Raw genomic sequence first — 14,617 nt, forward strand, 5'->3', positions numbered from 1 at the left:
GGTCTGCCGCCCGGCGGGCGCACGCGCGGCGCCGGACGGGCGGCCCGGGGCTCCGGGGCCCATTAGGGTGACGGTATGTCCGCCACCCGGTACACGTATCTCGGCCCCGAGGGCACCTTCACGGAGGCCGCGCTGCGTACGCTGCCCGAGGCCGCGACGAGGGAACTCGTCCCCATGGTCTCGGTGCCGGCCGCGCTCGACGCCGTACGGAACGGGGAGGCCGCCGCCGCCCTCGTGCCGATCGAGAACTCGGTCGAGGGCGGGGTGACCGCGACCCTCGACGAACTCGCCTCCGGCGAACCGCTGATGATCTACCGCGAGGTGCTGCTGCCGATCGCCTTCGCGCTGCTCGTGCGGCCGGGGACGAAGCTGTCGGACATCAAGACGGTCACGGGCCACCCGGTGGCCCAGCCGCAGGTCCGGAACTGGCTGCGGGAGCACCTGCCCGAGGCCCTGTGGGAGTCGGCCGCGTCCAACGCGGACGGTGCCCGGCTGGTGCAGGAGGGCCGCTTCGACGCCGCGTTCGCCGGGGAGTTCGCGGCGGCGACCTACGGCCTGGAGGCCCTGGTCACCGAGATCCACGACGCGGAGAACGCCGAGACGCGGTTCGTCCTGGTGGGCCGGCCGGCCCGGCCCTCGGCGCCGACCGGCGCGGACAAGACCTCGGTGGTGCTGTGGCTGGGTGACGATCATCCGGGTGCCCTCCTCGAACTGCTCCAGGAATTCGCGGTGCGCGGGGTGAACCTGATGCTGATCCAGTCCCGGCCCACGGGGGCGGGGATCGGGAACTACTGCTTCGCCGTGGACGCCGAGGGCCATATCTCGGACCGGCGGGTGGGCGAGGCGCTGATGGGGCTCAAGCGGATCTGCCCCAAGGTGCGCTTCCTCGGCTCGTACCCGAGGGCGGGCGTCGCGGTCGAGGACGTGGCGGCGCTGCGGCGCGGCACCTCGGACGGGGAGTTCATGGCGGCCTCCGACTGGCTGGCGAGGGCCCAGGACGGTCGGGCCTGACCCGATGGTGACCGAACGCTCCCCTCGGCGGGAGCGTTCGTCCACAGGTGCGAACCACTAGTCCTACCTGCATATTTTTCAGTTACCCACAGCAGTTATCCACAGGCCGCGGGCTCGACCTGGGGACAAGTCGACAGCTCACCCCGACAAGGTCGACAAATCGCCCTAGCCACTCTCCGACGTCGCCTCGCTGTCCACAGCAAGGGGAAGCGGCCCTCGTCAGCACCGTTCTCCCGATCAACTCTTCAGGGCGAGCAATTCCCACCCAAATGAGTGGCTCAATGGTGTTTGATCACGGAATTCTCAGGAGTCGGCCGGGAAATCCACGCGATCTTCCCCGTAGTCCACAGATCTTCCGCACAGCCTGTGGATAACTGAATGCGGCGCCCGGATCCCGGCATTCTCACGGGTATCAATTCGGGCATAACGTCACTCGTGACAACACGCGTGACGTTATCCGGTGGGGGCGGGTGAACGCGCACCGGTAGCCTGGTGGGGTGATTGACCTTCGCCTGCTCCGTGAGGACCCCGACCGTGTTCGCGCCTCCCAGCGCGCCCGTGGAGAGGACGTCGCGCTCGTCGACGCCCTGCTCTCCGCCGATGAGCGGCGCAGGTCGTCCGGCGTCCGCTTCGACGAGCTCCGATCCGAGCAGAAGGCGCTCGGCAAGCTGATCCCCAGGGCCACCCCGGAGGAGCGCGCCGAGCTCCTCCAGAAGGCCGAGCAGCTCAAGACCGACGTCAAGGCCGCCGAGGCCGAGCAGAACGACGCCGACGACACGGCCAAGCGGCTGCTGCTCCAGCTCGGGAACATCGTCCACACCGACGTACCGGTCGGCGGCGAGGAGGACTTCGTCGTCCTCGAGACGCACGGCACCATCCGCGACTTCGCGGCCGAGGGCTTCGAGCCCAAGGACCACCTGGAGCTCGGCGAGGCGCTGGGCGCCATCGACGTCGAGCGCGGGGCCAAGGTCTCCGGCTCGCGCTTCTACTACCTGACCGGCGTGGGCGCCCTCCTGGAGCTCGCCCTGGTCAACGCGGCGATCGCGCAGGCCACCGAGGCCGGCTTCATCCCCATGCTGACCCCGGCGCTGGTCCGTCCGCGCGCCATGGAGGGCACCGGCTTCCTCGGCCAGGCCGCGGAGAACGTGTACCACCTAGAGAAGGACGACTACTACCTCGTCGGCACGTCCGAGGTGCCCCTCGCGGCGTACCACATGGACGAGATCATCGACGCGGACAAGCTGCCCCTGCGGTACGCGGGCTTCTCGCCCTGCTTCCGCCGCGAGGCCGGCACGTACGGCAAGGACACCCGCGGCATCTTCCGCGTCCACCAGTTCGACAAGGTCGAGATGTTCTCGTACGTCGCGCCGGAGGACGCCGAGGCCGAGCACAAGCGGCTCCTGGAGTGGGAGAAGCAGTGGCTGACCGGCCTGGAGCTGCCGTTCCAGGTCATCGACGTCGCCACCGGCGACCTCGGTGCCTCCGCCTCCCGCAAGTTCGACTGCGAGGCGTGGATCCCGACCCAGGGCAAGTACCGCGAGCTGACCTCGGCCTCGAACTGCGACAGCTTCCAGGCCCGCCGCCTGTCCGTCCGCATGCGCGACGAGCAGGGCGGCAAGAAGACCGTGCAGCCGCTCGCCACGCTCAACGGCACGCTCTGCGCCGTCCCGCGGACGATCGTGGCGATCCTGGAGAACCACCAGCTGCCCGACGGTTCCGTGCGCGTCCCGGAGATGCTGCGGCCCTACCTCGGCGGCCGTGAGGTCCTGGAGCCGATCGCCAAGTGAGCACCTTCCCCTACCGCCTGGTCGCGACGGACCTCGACGGCACGCTGCTGCGCGCCGACGAGTCCGTCTCGGCCCGCACGCGGGACGCGCTCGCCGCCGCCACGGAGGCCGGTGCCGCGCACATCGTCGTCACCGGCCGGGCGGTGCCCTGGACCCGGCACATCCTCGACGACCTCGGCTACGAGGGCATCGCGGTGTGCGGCCAGGGCGCGCAGGTCTACCACGCGGGGGAGCACCGGCTGCTCACCTCGCTGACCCTGGACCGACAGCTCGCGGGACTCGCGCTGTCCAAGCTGGAGGCGGAGGTGGGCCCGCTCGCGCTGGCCGCCAGCCGCGACGGCCTGGAGGGCGAGGTCATCATGGGCCCCGGCTACCGGGTCCAGGAGGGCCCGCTGCCGTACGTGCCGTACGAGGACCCGGCGGAGCTGTGGGCGGCCCCGCTGACCAAGCTGTATCTCCAGCACCCCACGCTGACGGACGACGAGCTCACCCGGGCCGCCCGGGAGACCGTCGGCGGTCTCGTGGACGTCGTGATGGCCGGGCCGGGCATCGTGGAGATCCTGCCGCTCGGTCTGAGCAAGGCGACCGGCCTCTCGCTGGCCGCGCGCCGGCTCGGGGTGAAGGCCGCTGAGACGATCGCCTTCGGCGACATGCCCAACGACATCCCGATGTTCGGCTGGGCCGCCCACGGCGTGGCCATGGGCAACGCGCACGCGGAACTGCGCGCGGTGGCGGACGAGGTCACGGCGTCGAACGAGGAGGACGGCATCGCCGTCGTCCTGGAGCGCCTCCTGTCGGCCTGACGGCTCGGAGCGGGGAAGCGGGGGCGGCCCCGCGCGGACCGGAGTCCGCACGCTCGAAGCGGCCGCCCCCTCTTCACGGCGGATCCCCCGTCTCCCCCGTACGACTAGTGTGCGCCGGGCCCCTGTTCGAGGTCGACCGGTTTTCCGCGGGTGAGCGGATAGCAGGCGAGGCCGACGGCCAGCGAGATCGCGTGCCCGAGGTCGGTGTACGTGCGGTCGGTGAGCAGCGGCACGACGAAGAAGGCCACGACCCCCGCGAGGTAGAGCCAGCGCCAGGGCCGGGCGAGCCGGTACGTGAGGATGCCCGCCGACGCGGCGAGGCCGTAACTGACCCCGATGTCGACGACGTGCGCCATGCTGCGCGGCACGTCGTGCAGGCGGATGGCGACGAGGACGACCTGCTGGCTGATCAGGGTGGCCGCGATGTGGGCGGTGGCGACGGTGAAGAGCCACTTCGGCGTGCCGATCCAGCGCTCCACGGGCGCGTGGACGAGCTCGAACAGCGCCGCGTACAGCAGCAGGTCGGCCGGGTCCTCGATCCAGAACGCGCTGCCGAGCAGGGCCCGCAGCGGATGGTGGGACAGCTGGTGCAGATTGCTGCTGTTGCGGTGCAGCAGATAGGTGTCGAGGCCTTGCGGGGAGAGCGCGATGACCAGACTGGTGATCGCGATGACCCCGAGCCAGACATGGGTGCCGGGTGACGAACGCACCCACGACCTGATCGGTCGGGACGGTTCGCCACCCGGCGGGGTTCCGCGGATTCCGCTGGCGTCGGTCGGCACCTTTCAGTGCCTATCACCCGAAGCCGTGGGAAACCTCAGAAATTGATCATGTGTCCGGCAATGCCGTGGATCGCTTCCTTCACGGCCTCGCCCAGCGTCGGGTGCGCGTGGACGTTCCGCGCGACCTCGTGGACGGTGAGGTCCCACTGCTGCGCCAGGGTCAGCTCGGGGAGCAGCTCGGTGACGTCGGGGCCGATCAGGTGGGCGCCGATGATCTCGCCGTGCGTCCCGTCCGCGATGATCTTGACGAAGCCGGTGGCGTCGCCGAGGCCGTGCGCCTTGCCGTTCGCCACGAAGGGGAACTTGGCGACCTTGACGTCGAAGCCCTTCTCGCGGGCCTGCGCCTCGGTCCAGCCGAAGCTGGCGATCTGCGGCTGGCAGTAGGTCGCGCGCGGGATCATGGGGTAGTCGAGTTCCATGGTCTCGGCGTCGCCGATGGTCTCGGCGGCGATGACGCCCATGGCCTCGGCGGTGTGCGCGAGCATCAGCTTCGCGGTGACGTCGCCGATCGCGTAGATGTGCGGCACGGAGGTGCGGCAGCGGCCGTCGACCTCGATCGCACCGCGCTCGGTGAGCGCGACGCCGGTCGCCTCCAGGCCGTAGCCGGTGACGTTCGGGGCGAAGCCGATGGCCTGCAGGACCTTGTCGGCCTCCAGCACCTTCTGGGCGCCGTCCTTGCCGGTGACGGTGACGCGGACCTGCGGGCCGGACTCGTCGATGGCCTCGACGCGGGTCGAGGTGAGGACGTCGATGCCGAGCTTGCGGTACTGCTTCGCCAGCTCCTTGGAGACCTCTTCGTCCTCCAGCGGCGCGATCCGGTCGAGGAACTCGACGATCGTGACCTTGGTGCCGTAGTTGTTGAGGACGTACGCGAACTCGATGCCGATGGCGCCAGCGCCGGCGATGATGATCGACTGGGGGGCGTCCTCGGCGAGGATCTGCTCCTCGTACGAGACGACGCGCTCGCTGCGGGCGGTGCCCGGGAGCAGGCGCGGGGTGGCCCCGGTGGCGATGATGCAGTTGTCGAACCGGATCGTCTCCGAGGTGCCGTCGGACTTGGCGACCTGGAGGGTGTTCGCGTCGAGGAAGGTGCCCCGGCCGTCGAACTCGGTGATCTTGTTCTTCTTCATGAGGAAGTGGACGCCCTTGACGCGGCCGTCCGCGACCGAGCGGCTGCGGCGGAACGCCTCGGTGTAGTCGAAGGAGACGGTGCCGTCCACCTTGATGCCGAAGGTCTTGGCCTCGTGGTTGAAGATGTGGGCCAGTTCCGCGTTGCGCAGCAGCGCCTTGGTGGGGATGCAGCCGACGTTCAGGCAGACACCGCCCCAGTACTTCTCCTCGACGACCGCGACCCGCTTGCCCAGCTGGGCGGCGCGGATGGCGGCGACGTAGCCGCCGGGGCCAGCTCCGAGTACGACGACGTCGAAGCGGTCTGACATGACTGACTCCCGAGGGTGGTGAGGGTGTTCGGTCCGCGTACGGGCCCACAGTAGTCCGGTGTCCCCCGCACGGGTCAGTTGTAGGATGACCGGGCAACCGGGCGAATGGAGAGGTCGGAACGGCATGGCACTCAGGGCGACGGGACGGACCTCGCTGGTCGACTCCGTGGTGGACCAGCTGCGGACGCAGCTCGCGGACGGCGAGTGGGCGGTCGGCGACCGCATCCCCACCGAGCACGAGCTCGCCCAGCAGCTCGGTGTGGGCCGGAACACGGTCCGCGAGGCGGTCCGGGTGCTGGTCCACGCGGGCCTGCTGGAATCCCGCCAGGGCAACGGCACCTTCGTCAGGTCGACCGCCGATCCGGCGGCCGTGCTGCGCGGGGTGCGGCACGCGGGCGCGGCCGACGTCCTCGAACTGCGGGTCGCCCTGGAGGCCGAGGCCGCGCGGCTCGCGGCGGCCCGGCGGGACACCCACGACCTGCTGCGCCTCGGGGCGGCCCTCACCACGCTGCGCGAGGAGGGCGACCGGAACGCGGACGCCGACCTCGCCTTCCACCTCGCGGTCGTCGGCGCCACCCACAACGCCGCCTTCGTCGAGGTGTACCGGTTCTTCTCCGCCCAGGTCCACGAGGTCCTTGTGGAGGCCCTCGGCGACCGCGAGATGCCGCCGGTCGACATCGACGCCCACGCGGCCCTGGTCGCGGCGATCGAGGCCGGCGATCCGGAGACGGCGGAACGCCAGGCCCGCGAACTGCTGCGGCTCCCGAGGGAGACGGTCGCGGCGCTCACGGAGGACTCCTGATGCGCGCGGAGACCCGGACCAGGGGATCGGCCGGAGACCCGCCCGCGCCGCCGGCCGTGCTCGTCGACGCGGAGGCCGGGGCCCGGCCGCCGGCCGCCGGTGCGGCCGCCCGGCGGGCGCTGTCGGCGCACCCCGCACTGCTCCTCGTCGGGATCGTGCTGGCCTCGCTGAACATGCGGGCCGCGCTTGCCGGCGTGGCGCCGCTGGTCGGCGAGATATCCGCGGCCTTCGGCCTCTCCGCCACGGCGAGTTCGCTCGTGACCTCGGTGCCGGTGCTGTTCCTCGGCGTCGGCGCGCTGGTCGCGCCCTGGCTGGGACGCCGCTTCGGCGCCGAACGCGTGCTGCTCGCGGCCCTGCTGCTGCTCGCCGTCGGCATCCTCGCGCGCGTGCTTCCCTCCGTGTACGCGCTGTACGGCGGCGGCCTCCTCGTCGGCACCGCGATCGCCCTGCTCAACGTGCTGATGCCCGGCCTGATCAAGCGTGACTTCCCGGACCGGGCCGCGGCGATGACCTCGGTCTACACGGGCGCGATGATCGCCGGTGCGACGGTCGCGGCGGCGGCCGCCGTGCCGCTGGAGAAGGCGCTCGGCGGGGGCTGGGAGGGCTCGCTCGGCTTCTGGTCCCTGCTCGCCGTGCTCGCCGCGGTCGCCTGGCTGCCCCAGGTGCTGATCGCCCGGGGCCGCACCGGCCACGAGGTACGGGCCGTCCCGGCCGCCGGCACCCGCCGGGTGAGCGTCTGGCGCTCGGCACTGGCCTGGCAGGTCACGCTCTTCATGGGACTGCAGTCGCTCTGGTCGTACGTGCTGATCGCCTGGATGCCGACGATCTTCACCGACCACGGGATGAGCCCCTCCACGGCCGGTGTCGTCTTCGCCCTCAACAACCTCGTCCAGGTCGCGGGTGCCTTCGTGGTGCCGCTGCTGGCCGGCCGGATGCGGAGCCAGCGTCCGCTGATCGTCCTGGTCACCACGCTGGTCGGGGCCGGTTACGCCGGTCTGATGGTGGCGCCGGTGGAGGGCGCCTGGCTCTGGGCCGCGGTGCTCGGGGTGGGCCAGGGCGGGGCGGTCGGCCTCGCCCTGACGCTGATCGTGCTGCGCTCCGGGGACGCGGTGACCGCGGCGCGGCTGTCCGGCATGGCCCAGACGGTCGGCTATCTGCTCGCCGCCGCGGGCCCGCTCGCGGCCGGCGCCCTGCACCAGGCCACCGGCTCCTGGACGCTGCCCCTCGGCGTGGTCCTCGGGGTCTGCGCGGCGGCCCTCACGGTGGGGCTCTTCGCCGCCCGGGATCGGACGGTGTGAGCCGGACGGGGTGAACTGACCGCGCGAGCGGACCGGGTGAACGGACCGGGTGAGGGGAGGGGCACGCGGTGCGGCTCCGAGGTGGGGCTCCCGGGATGGGGCGCCCGGCCTCGGAGCCGTACCGCGTGCGTGTCCGCTGCTACTCCTCGCCCGCCAGCTTCAGCGTGCGGAGCTTGAACCCGGCGAACCAGGTCGCCACGACCGTGACGGCGGTGAGGAGCACGACCGCCGTGGTGAGGCTCACCTCCGAGGTGACCAGGCCGTCGCCGGTGACCTTCTCGGCCAGGGCGAGCGCCCACTGCTGGACGCTCAGGGTCCGCGCGCCCTCGATCAGGGAACCGAACAGGGCCTCCCACACCAGGGCGTAGACCAGGCCGATGACCACGGCGTGGCGGCTGATCGTGCCGAGCAGCAGGAACAGCACGCTGTACGCGATGGAGGCCACGAGCGCCGCCACCGTGTACGCCACGGCCACCTGCTGGCCGTTGCCGTTGAGGATGAAGCCGGCGACGAACGTCGGCACCGCCGAGAAGACCATCGTCACCGCGATCGCGACGATCAGCTTGGTGAAGATGATCGAGGGCCGCTTCACCGGCTTCGACAGCAGGTAGACGATCGAGCCGTCGTCGATCTCCGGGCCGATCGCGCCCGTACCGGCGATCACGCCGATCAGCGGGACCATCGTGGCCAGCGCGAAGCCGCCCAGGACATCGGCCGCGACCTGGTCGTCCGCGCCGTTGAAGGCGCGCACCGCCGCCGAGATCAGCAGCAGCATGGCGGGCAGCAGGAACAGGATCAGGGCCCGGCGGCGGCCGAGGAGGGCCCGGTAGGTGAGCCGGGCGACTGTGGGGTTGTACATCGGTCAGGCTCCTTTCAGGCCGCGACGAGGTACGAGAAGACCGATTCGAGGGACTCGTCCGAGGGCGAGACCGTCAGCAGGCGGATCCCGCGCTCGCGCGCGACCTTCGGCAGCAGCTCGGTGAACCGGCCGAAGTCCACGGCCTGCACGCGCAGCCCGCCCTCGGCGTGGTCGACCTCGATCCCCGCCGTCGACGGGTCGGCGATCAGCGCCGCGGCCAGTGCCCGGTCGTCGCTGGAGCGGACCAGGTAGCGGTGCGGGCGGTCCGTCATCAGCCAGCGGATCCTGCGGAAGTCGCCGGAGGCCGCGTGGCGGCCGGCCACGATCACCTCGATGTGGGAGGCGAGCTGCTCGACCTCCTCCAGGATGTGCGAGGAGAACAGCACCGTGCGGCCGTCCGCGCCCATCTGCCGCAGCAGGTCCATCAGCTGCATGCGCTGGCGCGGGTCCATGCCGTTGAACGGCTCGTCGAGCAGCAGCACCGACGGGTCGTGCACCAGGGCCGACGCCATCTTCACGCGCTGCCTCATGCCCTTGCTGTACGTGGAGATCTTGCGGTCCTGCGCGTGCTCCATCTCGACCGTCGCCAGGGCCCGCTGGGCCTCCGTGGCGCCGAGGCCCTGGAGTTCGGCGTTGGCCACGACGAACTCGCGGCCGGTGAGGAAGTCGTACATCGCCTCGCGCTCGGGCACGACACCGATCTCGCGGTAGACCGACTCGTTCCCCCAGATCGTCTGCCCGTCGAGGGTGACGCTGCCGGTGGAGGGGTCGAGGAAGCCGCCCATCATGTTGATCAGGGTGGACTTTCCCGCGCCGTTCGGCCCGAGGAGGCCGGTGACACCCGGGCCCACCGTCATCGTGACGTCGTTCACGGCCACGACGTTTCCGAACCAGCGGGAGACGTGGTCGATGGTGAGGATGCTCATGGGCGCGGCCCATTCCTTAGAGGGGTGGTGGCGGGCGACGGGAGGGCTGTCACAGCCCGACCTTTCGGTAGCGGCGCATCAGGATGCCGTACGAGCCGGCGACGAGCGCGAGGACGACCAGCAGATAGACCGCGCCGGTGCCGGCGCCCGGTCCCTCGCCGCCGGGGAAGGAGGAGGGCGCGCCGAGGAAGGCGGTCTGCACGCCGTCGATGAGCGTGATCGGCGAGAACAGGCCGAGCCAGGAGATGGCGCCCGGGTTGTCCGTGCCGTACGCGATGCCCTGGAGCGTCGAGACCGCTCCGTACGAGATCGTGAGCAGGCCGATCACGGCGGCGACGCCGAAGCCGCGGCGCGGGGTGAGCGCCGCCATGACCAGCCCGACGCCGCCGAAGAGCAGCGAGAGCAGGGCCACGGAGACCAGTCCCTGACCGAACATCCGCGTCTGCGTCCCGAAGTCCATCTTGGCCAGCAGCGAGCCGATCCAGAGGATGAGCAGCGGAACCGCGGTCAGCAGGAACAGCGCCGAGGCCATCGCGCCGAACTTGGCGAGCACGTAGTCCGCGCGCTCGATCGGCCGGGAGAAGTACAGCGGCACGGTCCTGAACCGGAGGTCGCGGGAGACCGACTGCGGCGCCTGCGAGGCCAGGTAGATGCCGATGACGACCTGGAGGAAGATCGCGTACTGCGTGTACTCGATCGACAGCTTGGACTGCTTGGTGACGACCGCGACCGCGACGATGATCAGCGCGGGTACGCACATCACGCCGAAGAGCAGCATCGGCAGCACCTTGGACTTGGCGCTGCGGCCCAGTCCGTACGCGCCGCGCAGGGACTGCGAGAACAGCGACCTGCGCGCGTACGCCCGGCCGAGGCGCGGGCCGTCGTAGGAGCGGTAGCCGATGTTGTGGATGCGGGTCGTGTCGGGAGCGGCCTGGGGGGCGGGGGTGCTCATCGGGCCGGCACCTCCTCGTGCTGGGACGCCTCGGGGCGGAAGACCTCGGCGATGTGGTGGCGGCGCTGCTCCATGCGGACGAGACCGAGGCCGAGGTCGGCGACGGTGTCCCGCACGAGGTCGTACGTCTCCTCGCCCGGGGCCTCCAGGAGGAGGATGTGCCCGGCACCGGGCAGGCCCTCCTCCACGCCCTCGTGGAGGGTGACGCCCGCGGCGGCGAGGGCCGCCCGGAGGGCCGCCGTGCCGTCGGTGTGCGTGTCGGAGTCGGTCACCTCGACGGCGAGCGTCGTGGTCTGCCGGGTGAAGTCGCTGGTGGAGCTGGAGCGCAGGAGCCGGCCGCCGTCGATGACGACGACGTGGTCGCAGGTGCGCTCCAGCTCGCCGAGCAGGTGCGAGGTGACCAGGACCGAGATGCCGAAGTCGGTCCAGACCCGGCGGATCAGCCCCAGCATCTCGTCCCGGCCGACCGGGTCCAGACCGTTGGTCGGCTCGTCCAGGAGGACCAGCTTCGGGTCGTGGACCAGGGCCTGGGCGAGCTTCACGCGCTGCTTCATGCCGGTCGAGTAGCCGCCCATCGGGCGGTACCGCTCCTCGTACAGACCGACGTGCCGCAGGGTGTCGGCGGTCCGCTCGCGGGCGGCGGTCGCGGGCAGCCCGGACATCCGCGCCATGTGGACGACGAACTCGGTGGCCGAGACGTCCGGCGGCAGGCAGTCGTGCTCGGGCATGTAGCCCACGCGCTCGCGGATCTCGGCGCCCGACGTGCGGACGTCCATCCCGAGGACGTGGGCGGTGCCCTCCGTGGCGGGGGCGAGCCCGAGCAGGATCTTGATCATGGTGGACTTGCCGGCTCCGTTGGCACCCACGAGTCCGGTCACACCGGGCCCGATGTCCAGGGAGAGCCGGTCAAGAGCGGTCACCCGGGGGTACCGCTTGCTGAGGCTTTCGGTCGCGATCACAGTCACGCCTCCGACGGTAGTGGCCTGCGCCACAGGGGTCGTCAGCCCAACGGCTCGATCCTTGTCCGACCAGAGGAGTACATGCCAGTAGGGGAGCTCGCGACGAAAGTCTTTCCGCCCGGGTCCGCGGCTCCCCGCGGCGCGGGTGGGACGACCGGTTTTCCACAGGGCGCCGTCCGACCCCTTGACGCAGCCGCCGAGCATTGTCACATTCATCGGTGTCAAGTTACGGACGCGTAGCGCAGTCGGGCGCTCACACGGGACGGCGGGTGGCATGGCCTCACCAGTGACAGGCGAACTCTCCGCGGAGCTGCGGGGGTTCAGGGAAGTGCAGCGGCTCTCCTACGCGTGCGCGGAGGCCGTCGCGGCGCAGCTCAAGCCGGGCGTGACCGAACGCGAGGCCGCCCGGATGCAGCGCGAGTGGCTGTACGAGCGGGGTGTCCGGGACTGGTTCCACCGGCCGTTCGCCTGGTTCGGGGACCGCACCGCCTTCACCGACTTCAGGATCCCGCTGCAGTTCTTCCCGACGAACCGGCGCCTCGAACCGGGGATGCCGTTCATCCTCGACATGGCCCCGGTGTTCAAGGGGTACACGGCCGACATCGGCTACAGCGGCTGCCTCGGCCTCGACCCGCTGCACGACAAGCTGCTCGCCGACCTCAGGGAGCACCGCGAGCTGATCCTGCGCGAGGTGCGCGAGCGCCGCACGCTCCGCGAGATCTACCAGGACGTCGACCGCCTCATGGTCCGCCAGGGGTACGCGAACCGGCACCGGGCCTACCCCTTCGGCGTCATCGCCCACAAGATCGACCGGGTGAAGGAGCGCCGTTGGTCGCCGACCGTCTTCGGCTTCGGCACCCAGGCGCTCAAGGGCCTCGCGAGCGACGCCCTGCACGGCCACCGGGACGGCTGGTCGCCGCTCTGGTCGCCGTACACCTTCTCCGACCACCCTCCGCAGCCGGGCCTGTGGGCGGTCGAGCCGCACCTCGGATTCCGGGGGACGGGCGCGAAGTTCGAGGAGATCCTGGTCGTCACCGACTCCGAGGATCCCGAGCAGAGCGCGTTCTGGCTGGACGACGATCTGCCGCACGTGCGGCGCTGGAACGAGGGAGCGGTCTGATGGCGGGGCTGAACGGAGCGCGGGAGCGCTGGGTCCGTACGGGCGGGATCGAACTGTGCGTCGCCGAGCTCGGCGAGGAGGGCCGGCCCACCGTGCTGCTCGTGCACGGCTACCCGGACTCCAAGGAGGTGTGGACGGAGGTCGCCGGCCGGCTCGCCGAGGACTTCCACGTCGTCCTCTACGACATCCGCGGCCACGGCCGCTCGACGGCTCCGACGCCGCTGCGCGGCGGCTTCACCCTGGAGAAGCTGACGGACGACTTCCTCGCGGTCGCCGACGCCGTCAGCCCTGACCGGCCGGTCCACCTCGTCGGCCACGACTGGGGGTCGGTGCAGTCCTGGGAGTTCGTGACCGTCCCCCGCACCGAGGGCCGGATCGCCTCCTTCACCTCGATGTCGGGGCCCTCCCTCGACCACTTCGGGCACTGGATCAAGCGGCGGATGAGCCGGCCCACCCCGCGCCGGGTCGGCCAGCTCCTCGGTCAGGGGGCCAAGTCCTGGTACGTGTACATGCTGCACACCCCCGTGCTGCCGGAGCTCGCCTGGCGCGGCCCGCTCGGCAAGCGCTGGCCGAGGATCCTGGAGCGCGTCGAGAAGGTCCCGGCCGGCGACTACCCGACCCCGTCGCTGCCGAGCGACGCGGCGCACGGCGCCTGGCTCTACCGGGACAACGTCCGGTCCCGCCTCGGCCGGCCGCGCCCCGACGCGTACGCGCACGCGCCCGTGCAGCTGATCACCCCGACCGGCGACGCCTTCCTCTCCGAGCGGCTCTACGACGACCTGGGCGACTGGGTCCCCGACCTGACCCGGCGCACGCTGCCCGCGAAGCACTGGGTGCCCCGCACCCGGCCCGACCAGCTCTCCGCCTGGATCGGCGACTTCGTCCGGGCCCATGAGGACCCGGCGACCCGGGCCGCCGTGCCCGTCGCGGCGAAGGCGGCGAGGAGCGGGGTGAAGCCGGCGTACGCGGAGCGGTTCGGCGGGCAGCTGGTCCTGGTGACCGGTGCCGCCAGCGGCATCGGACGCGCCACCGCCTTCGCCTTCGCGGAGGCCGGGGCCCGGGTCGTCGCCGTCGACCGGGACGCCGAGGGCGCGGCCCGCACGGCCGGCATGGCCCGGCTGATCGGGGCCCCCGAGGCCTGGGGCGAGACCGTCGACGTCGCCGACGAGCATGCCATGGAGAAGCTCGCCGCCAGGGTGGCGAGCGAGTACGGAGTGGTCGACGTCCTCGTCAACAACGCGGGCATCGGGCTCACCGGGTCCTTCTTCGACACGACCGCCGAGGAGTGGAAGCGGGTCCTCGACGTCAACCTGTGGGGCGTGATCCACGGATCCCGCCTCTTCGGCGCGCAGATGACGGCCCGCGGCCAGGGCGGCCACATCGTCAACACCGCGTCCGCCGCGGCGTTCCAGCCCTCCCGGGCCCTCCCGGCGTACAGCACCTCGAAGGCCGCGGTGCTGATGCTGAGCGAGTGCCTGCGCGCCGAGTTGGCCGAGCAGGGCATCGGGGTCTCCGCGATATGCCCCGGCATCGTCAACACCAACATCACGGCGACGGCCCGGTTCGCGGGCGTCAGCGACGAGGCGGAGGAGAAGCGGCGCCGGCGGAAGGCCTCCCGGCTGTACGGGCTGCGCAACTTCCCGCCGGAGAAGGTCGCGGACGCGATCCTGGCGGCGGTCCTGCACAACCGCGCGGTGGTCCCGGTGACCCCCGAGGCGCGGGGCGCGCACGTCCTGTCGCGGCTCAGCCCGGGCACGCTCCGGGCCTTCGCGCGGTGGCAGCCGCCGGCGTAGCGGTCGGACCGCGCGGGGGCCCTCGCCGCGCGGCGGTCGTACGATCGGTGGCCTGCACAGGGGCCCCGCGGCGGCGGGGTGGAGCG

General features: G+C 71.5%; 13 protein-coding genes. 7 read left to right on the forward strand and 6 right to left on the reverse strand.

The window, feature by feature from the left end; translation table 11 throughout:
- Positions 1-75: 75 nt before the first annotated feature.
- From pheA to ACY0MR_RS18245, 3 genes are all read left to right on the forward strand, one after another.
- Complete coding sequence (gene pheA, locus ACY0MR_RS18235) at positions 76-1,011, forward strand: prephenate dehydratase (RefSeq protein ID WP_361852713.1); 936 nt, start codon at positions 76-78, stop codon at positions 1,009-1,011.
- A 497-nt stretch (positions 1,012-1,508) separates the two neighbouring features.
- Entirely contained in the window at positions 1,509-2,798 is a 1,290-nt protein-coding gene (gene serS, locus ACY0MR_RS18240) for a serine--tRNA ligase (RefSeq protein WP_388800874.1), read from the forward strand.
- Positions 2,795-3,601 (forward strand): HAD family hydrolase, encoded by an 807-nt coding sequence (locus ACY0MR_RS18245; protein WP_361852719.1) that lies wholly within the window; start codon positions 2,795-2,797, stop codon positions 3,599-3,601. The genes serS and ACY0MR_RS18245 overlap by 4 nt, the downstream gene beginning before the upstream one ends.
- 104 nt (positions 3,602-3,705) lie before the next feature.
- Here ACY0MR_RS18245 and ACY0MR_RS18250 read toward each other — a convergent pair whose 3' ends face one another.
- Together ACY0MR_RS18250 and lpdA are read right to left on the reverse strand one after the other, a co-directional pair.
- Positions 3,706-4,362, reverse strand: coding sequence for a rhomboid-like protein (locus ACY0MR_RS18250; protein ID WP_473561836.1), 657 nt, complete (start codon positions 4,360-4,362; stop codon positions 3,706-3,708).
- Between the two features lie 56 nt (positions 4,363-4,418).
- The gene (gene lpdA, locus ACY0MR_RS18255; RefSeq protein WP_473554095.1) at positions 4,419-5,822 is read right to left on the reverse strand and encodes a dihydrolipoyl dehydrogenase; all 1,404 of its coding nucleotides are present in this window, start codon (positions 5,820-5,822) and stop codon (positions 4,419-4,421) included.
- 124 nt (positions 5,823-5,946) lie between these two features.
- Here lpdA and ACY0MR_RS18260 point away from each other — a divergent pair, with 124 nt between their 5' ends.
- Both ACY0MR_RS18260 and ACY0MR_RS18265 read left to right on the forward strand, forming a co-directional pair.
- Positions 5,947-6,624, forward strand: a complete 678-nt coding sequence (locus tag ACY0MR_RS18260) for a FadR/GntR family transcriptional regulator (protein ID WP_388800866.1) — start codon at positions 5,947-5,949, stop codon at positions 6,622-6,624.
- On the forward strand, positions 6,624-7,922 hold the full coding sequence (locus ACY0MR_RS18265) for a CynX/NimT family MFS transporter (RefSeq protein ID WP_473554099.1): 1,299 nt from the start codon (positions 6,624-6,626) through the stop codon (positions 7,920-7,922). Before ACY0MR_RS18260 ends, ACY0MR_RS18265 begins: the two co-directional genes overlap by 1 nt.
- A gap of 139 nt (positions 7,923-8,061) precedes the next feature.
- On the opposite strand, the gene ACY0MR_RS18270 is transcribed toward ACY0MR_RS18265, so the two are convergent.
- Genes ACY0MR_RS18270 through ACY0MR_RS18285 form a run of 4 tightly spaced genes read right to left on the reverse strand, consistent with a single transcriptional unit; the run spans position 8,062 to position 11,618 of the window.
- Positions 8,062-8,781 (reverse strand): ABC transporter permease, encoded by a 720-nt coding sequence (locus ACY0MR_RS18270; RefSeq protein ID WP_473554101.1) that lies wholly within the window; start codon positions 8,779-8,781, stop codon positions 8,062-8,064.
- Between the two features lie 14 nt (positions 8,782-8,795).
- Positions 8,796-9,707 carry an ABC transporter ATP-binding protein gene (locus ACY0MR_RS18275; RefSeq protein ID WP_473554104.1) on the reverse strand — a complete coding sequence of 304 codons (912 nt, stop codon included), beginning with the start codon at positions 9,705-9,707 and terminating at the stop codon, positions 8,796-8,798.
- 49 nt (positions 9,708-9,756) lie between these two features.
- The gene (locus ACY0MR_RS18280) at positions 9,757-10,659 is read right to left on the reverse strand and encodes an ABC transporter permease (RefSeq protein ID WP_473554106.1); all 903 of its coding nucleotides are present in this window, start codon (positions 10,657-10,659) and stop codon (positions 9,757-9,759) included.
- Positions 10,656-11,618, reverse strand: coding sequence for an ABC transporter ATP-binding protein (locus tag ACY0MR_RS18285; protein WP_388801228.1), 963 nt, complete (start codon positions 11,616-11,618; stop codon positions 10,656-10,658). The genes ACY0MR_RS18280 and ACY0MR_RS18285 overlap by 4 nt, the downstream gene beginning before the upstream one ends.
- A 274-nt stretch (positions 11,619-11,892) precedes the next feature.
- Between ACY0MR_RS18285 and ACY0MR_RS18290 the strand changes: the two genes are divergently transcribed.
- Positions 11,893-12,738, forward strand: coding sequence for a M24 family metallopeptidase (locus ACY0MR_RS18290; RefSeq protein ID WP_361852741.1), 846 nt, complete (start codon positions 11,893-11,895; stop codon positions 12,736-12,738).
- On the forward strand, positions 12,738-14,531 hold the full coding sequence (locus tag ACY0MR_RS18295) for an SDR family oxidoreductase (RefSeq protein WP_473554108.1): 1,794 nt from the start codon (positions 12,738-12,740) through the stop codon (positions 14,529-14,531). Before ACY0MR_RS18290 ends, ACY0MR_RS18295 begins: the two co-directional genes overlap by 1 nt.
- Positions 14,532-14,617 lie beyond the last annotated feature (86 nt).

The organism is Streptomyces sp. JN8, assembly GCF_055808075.1.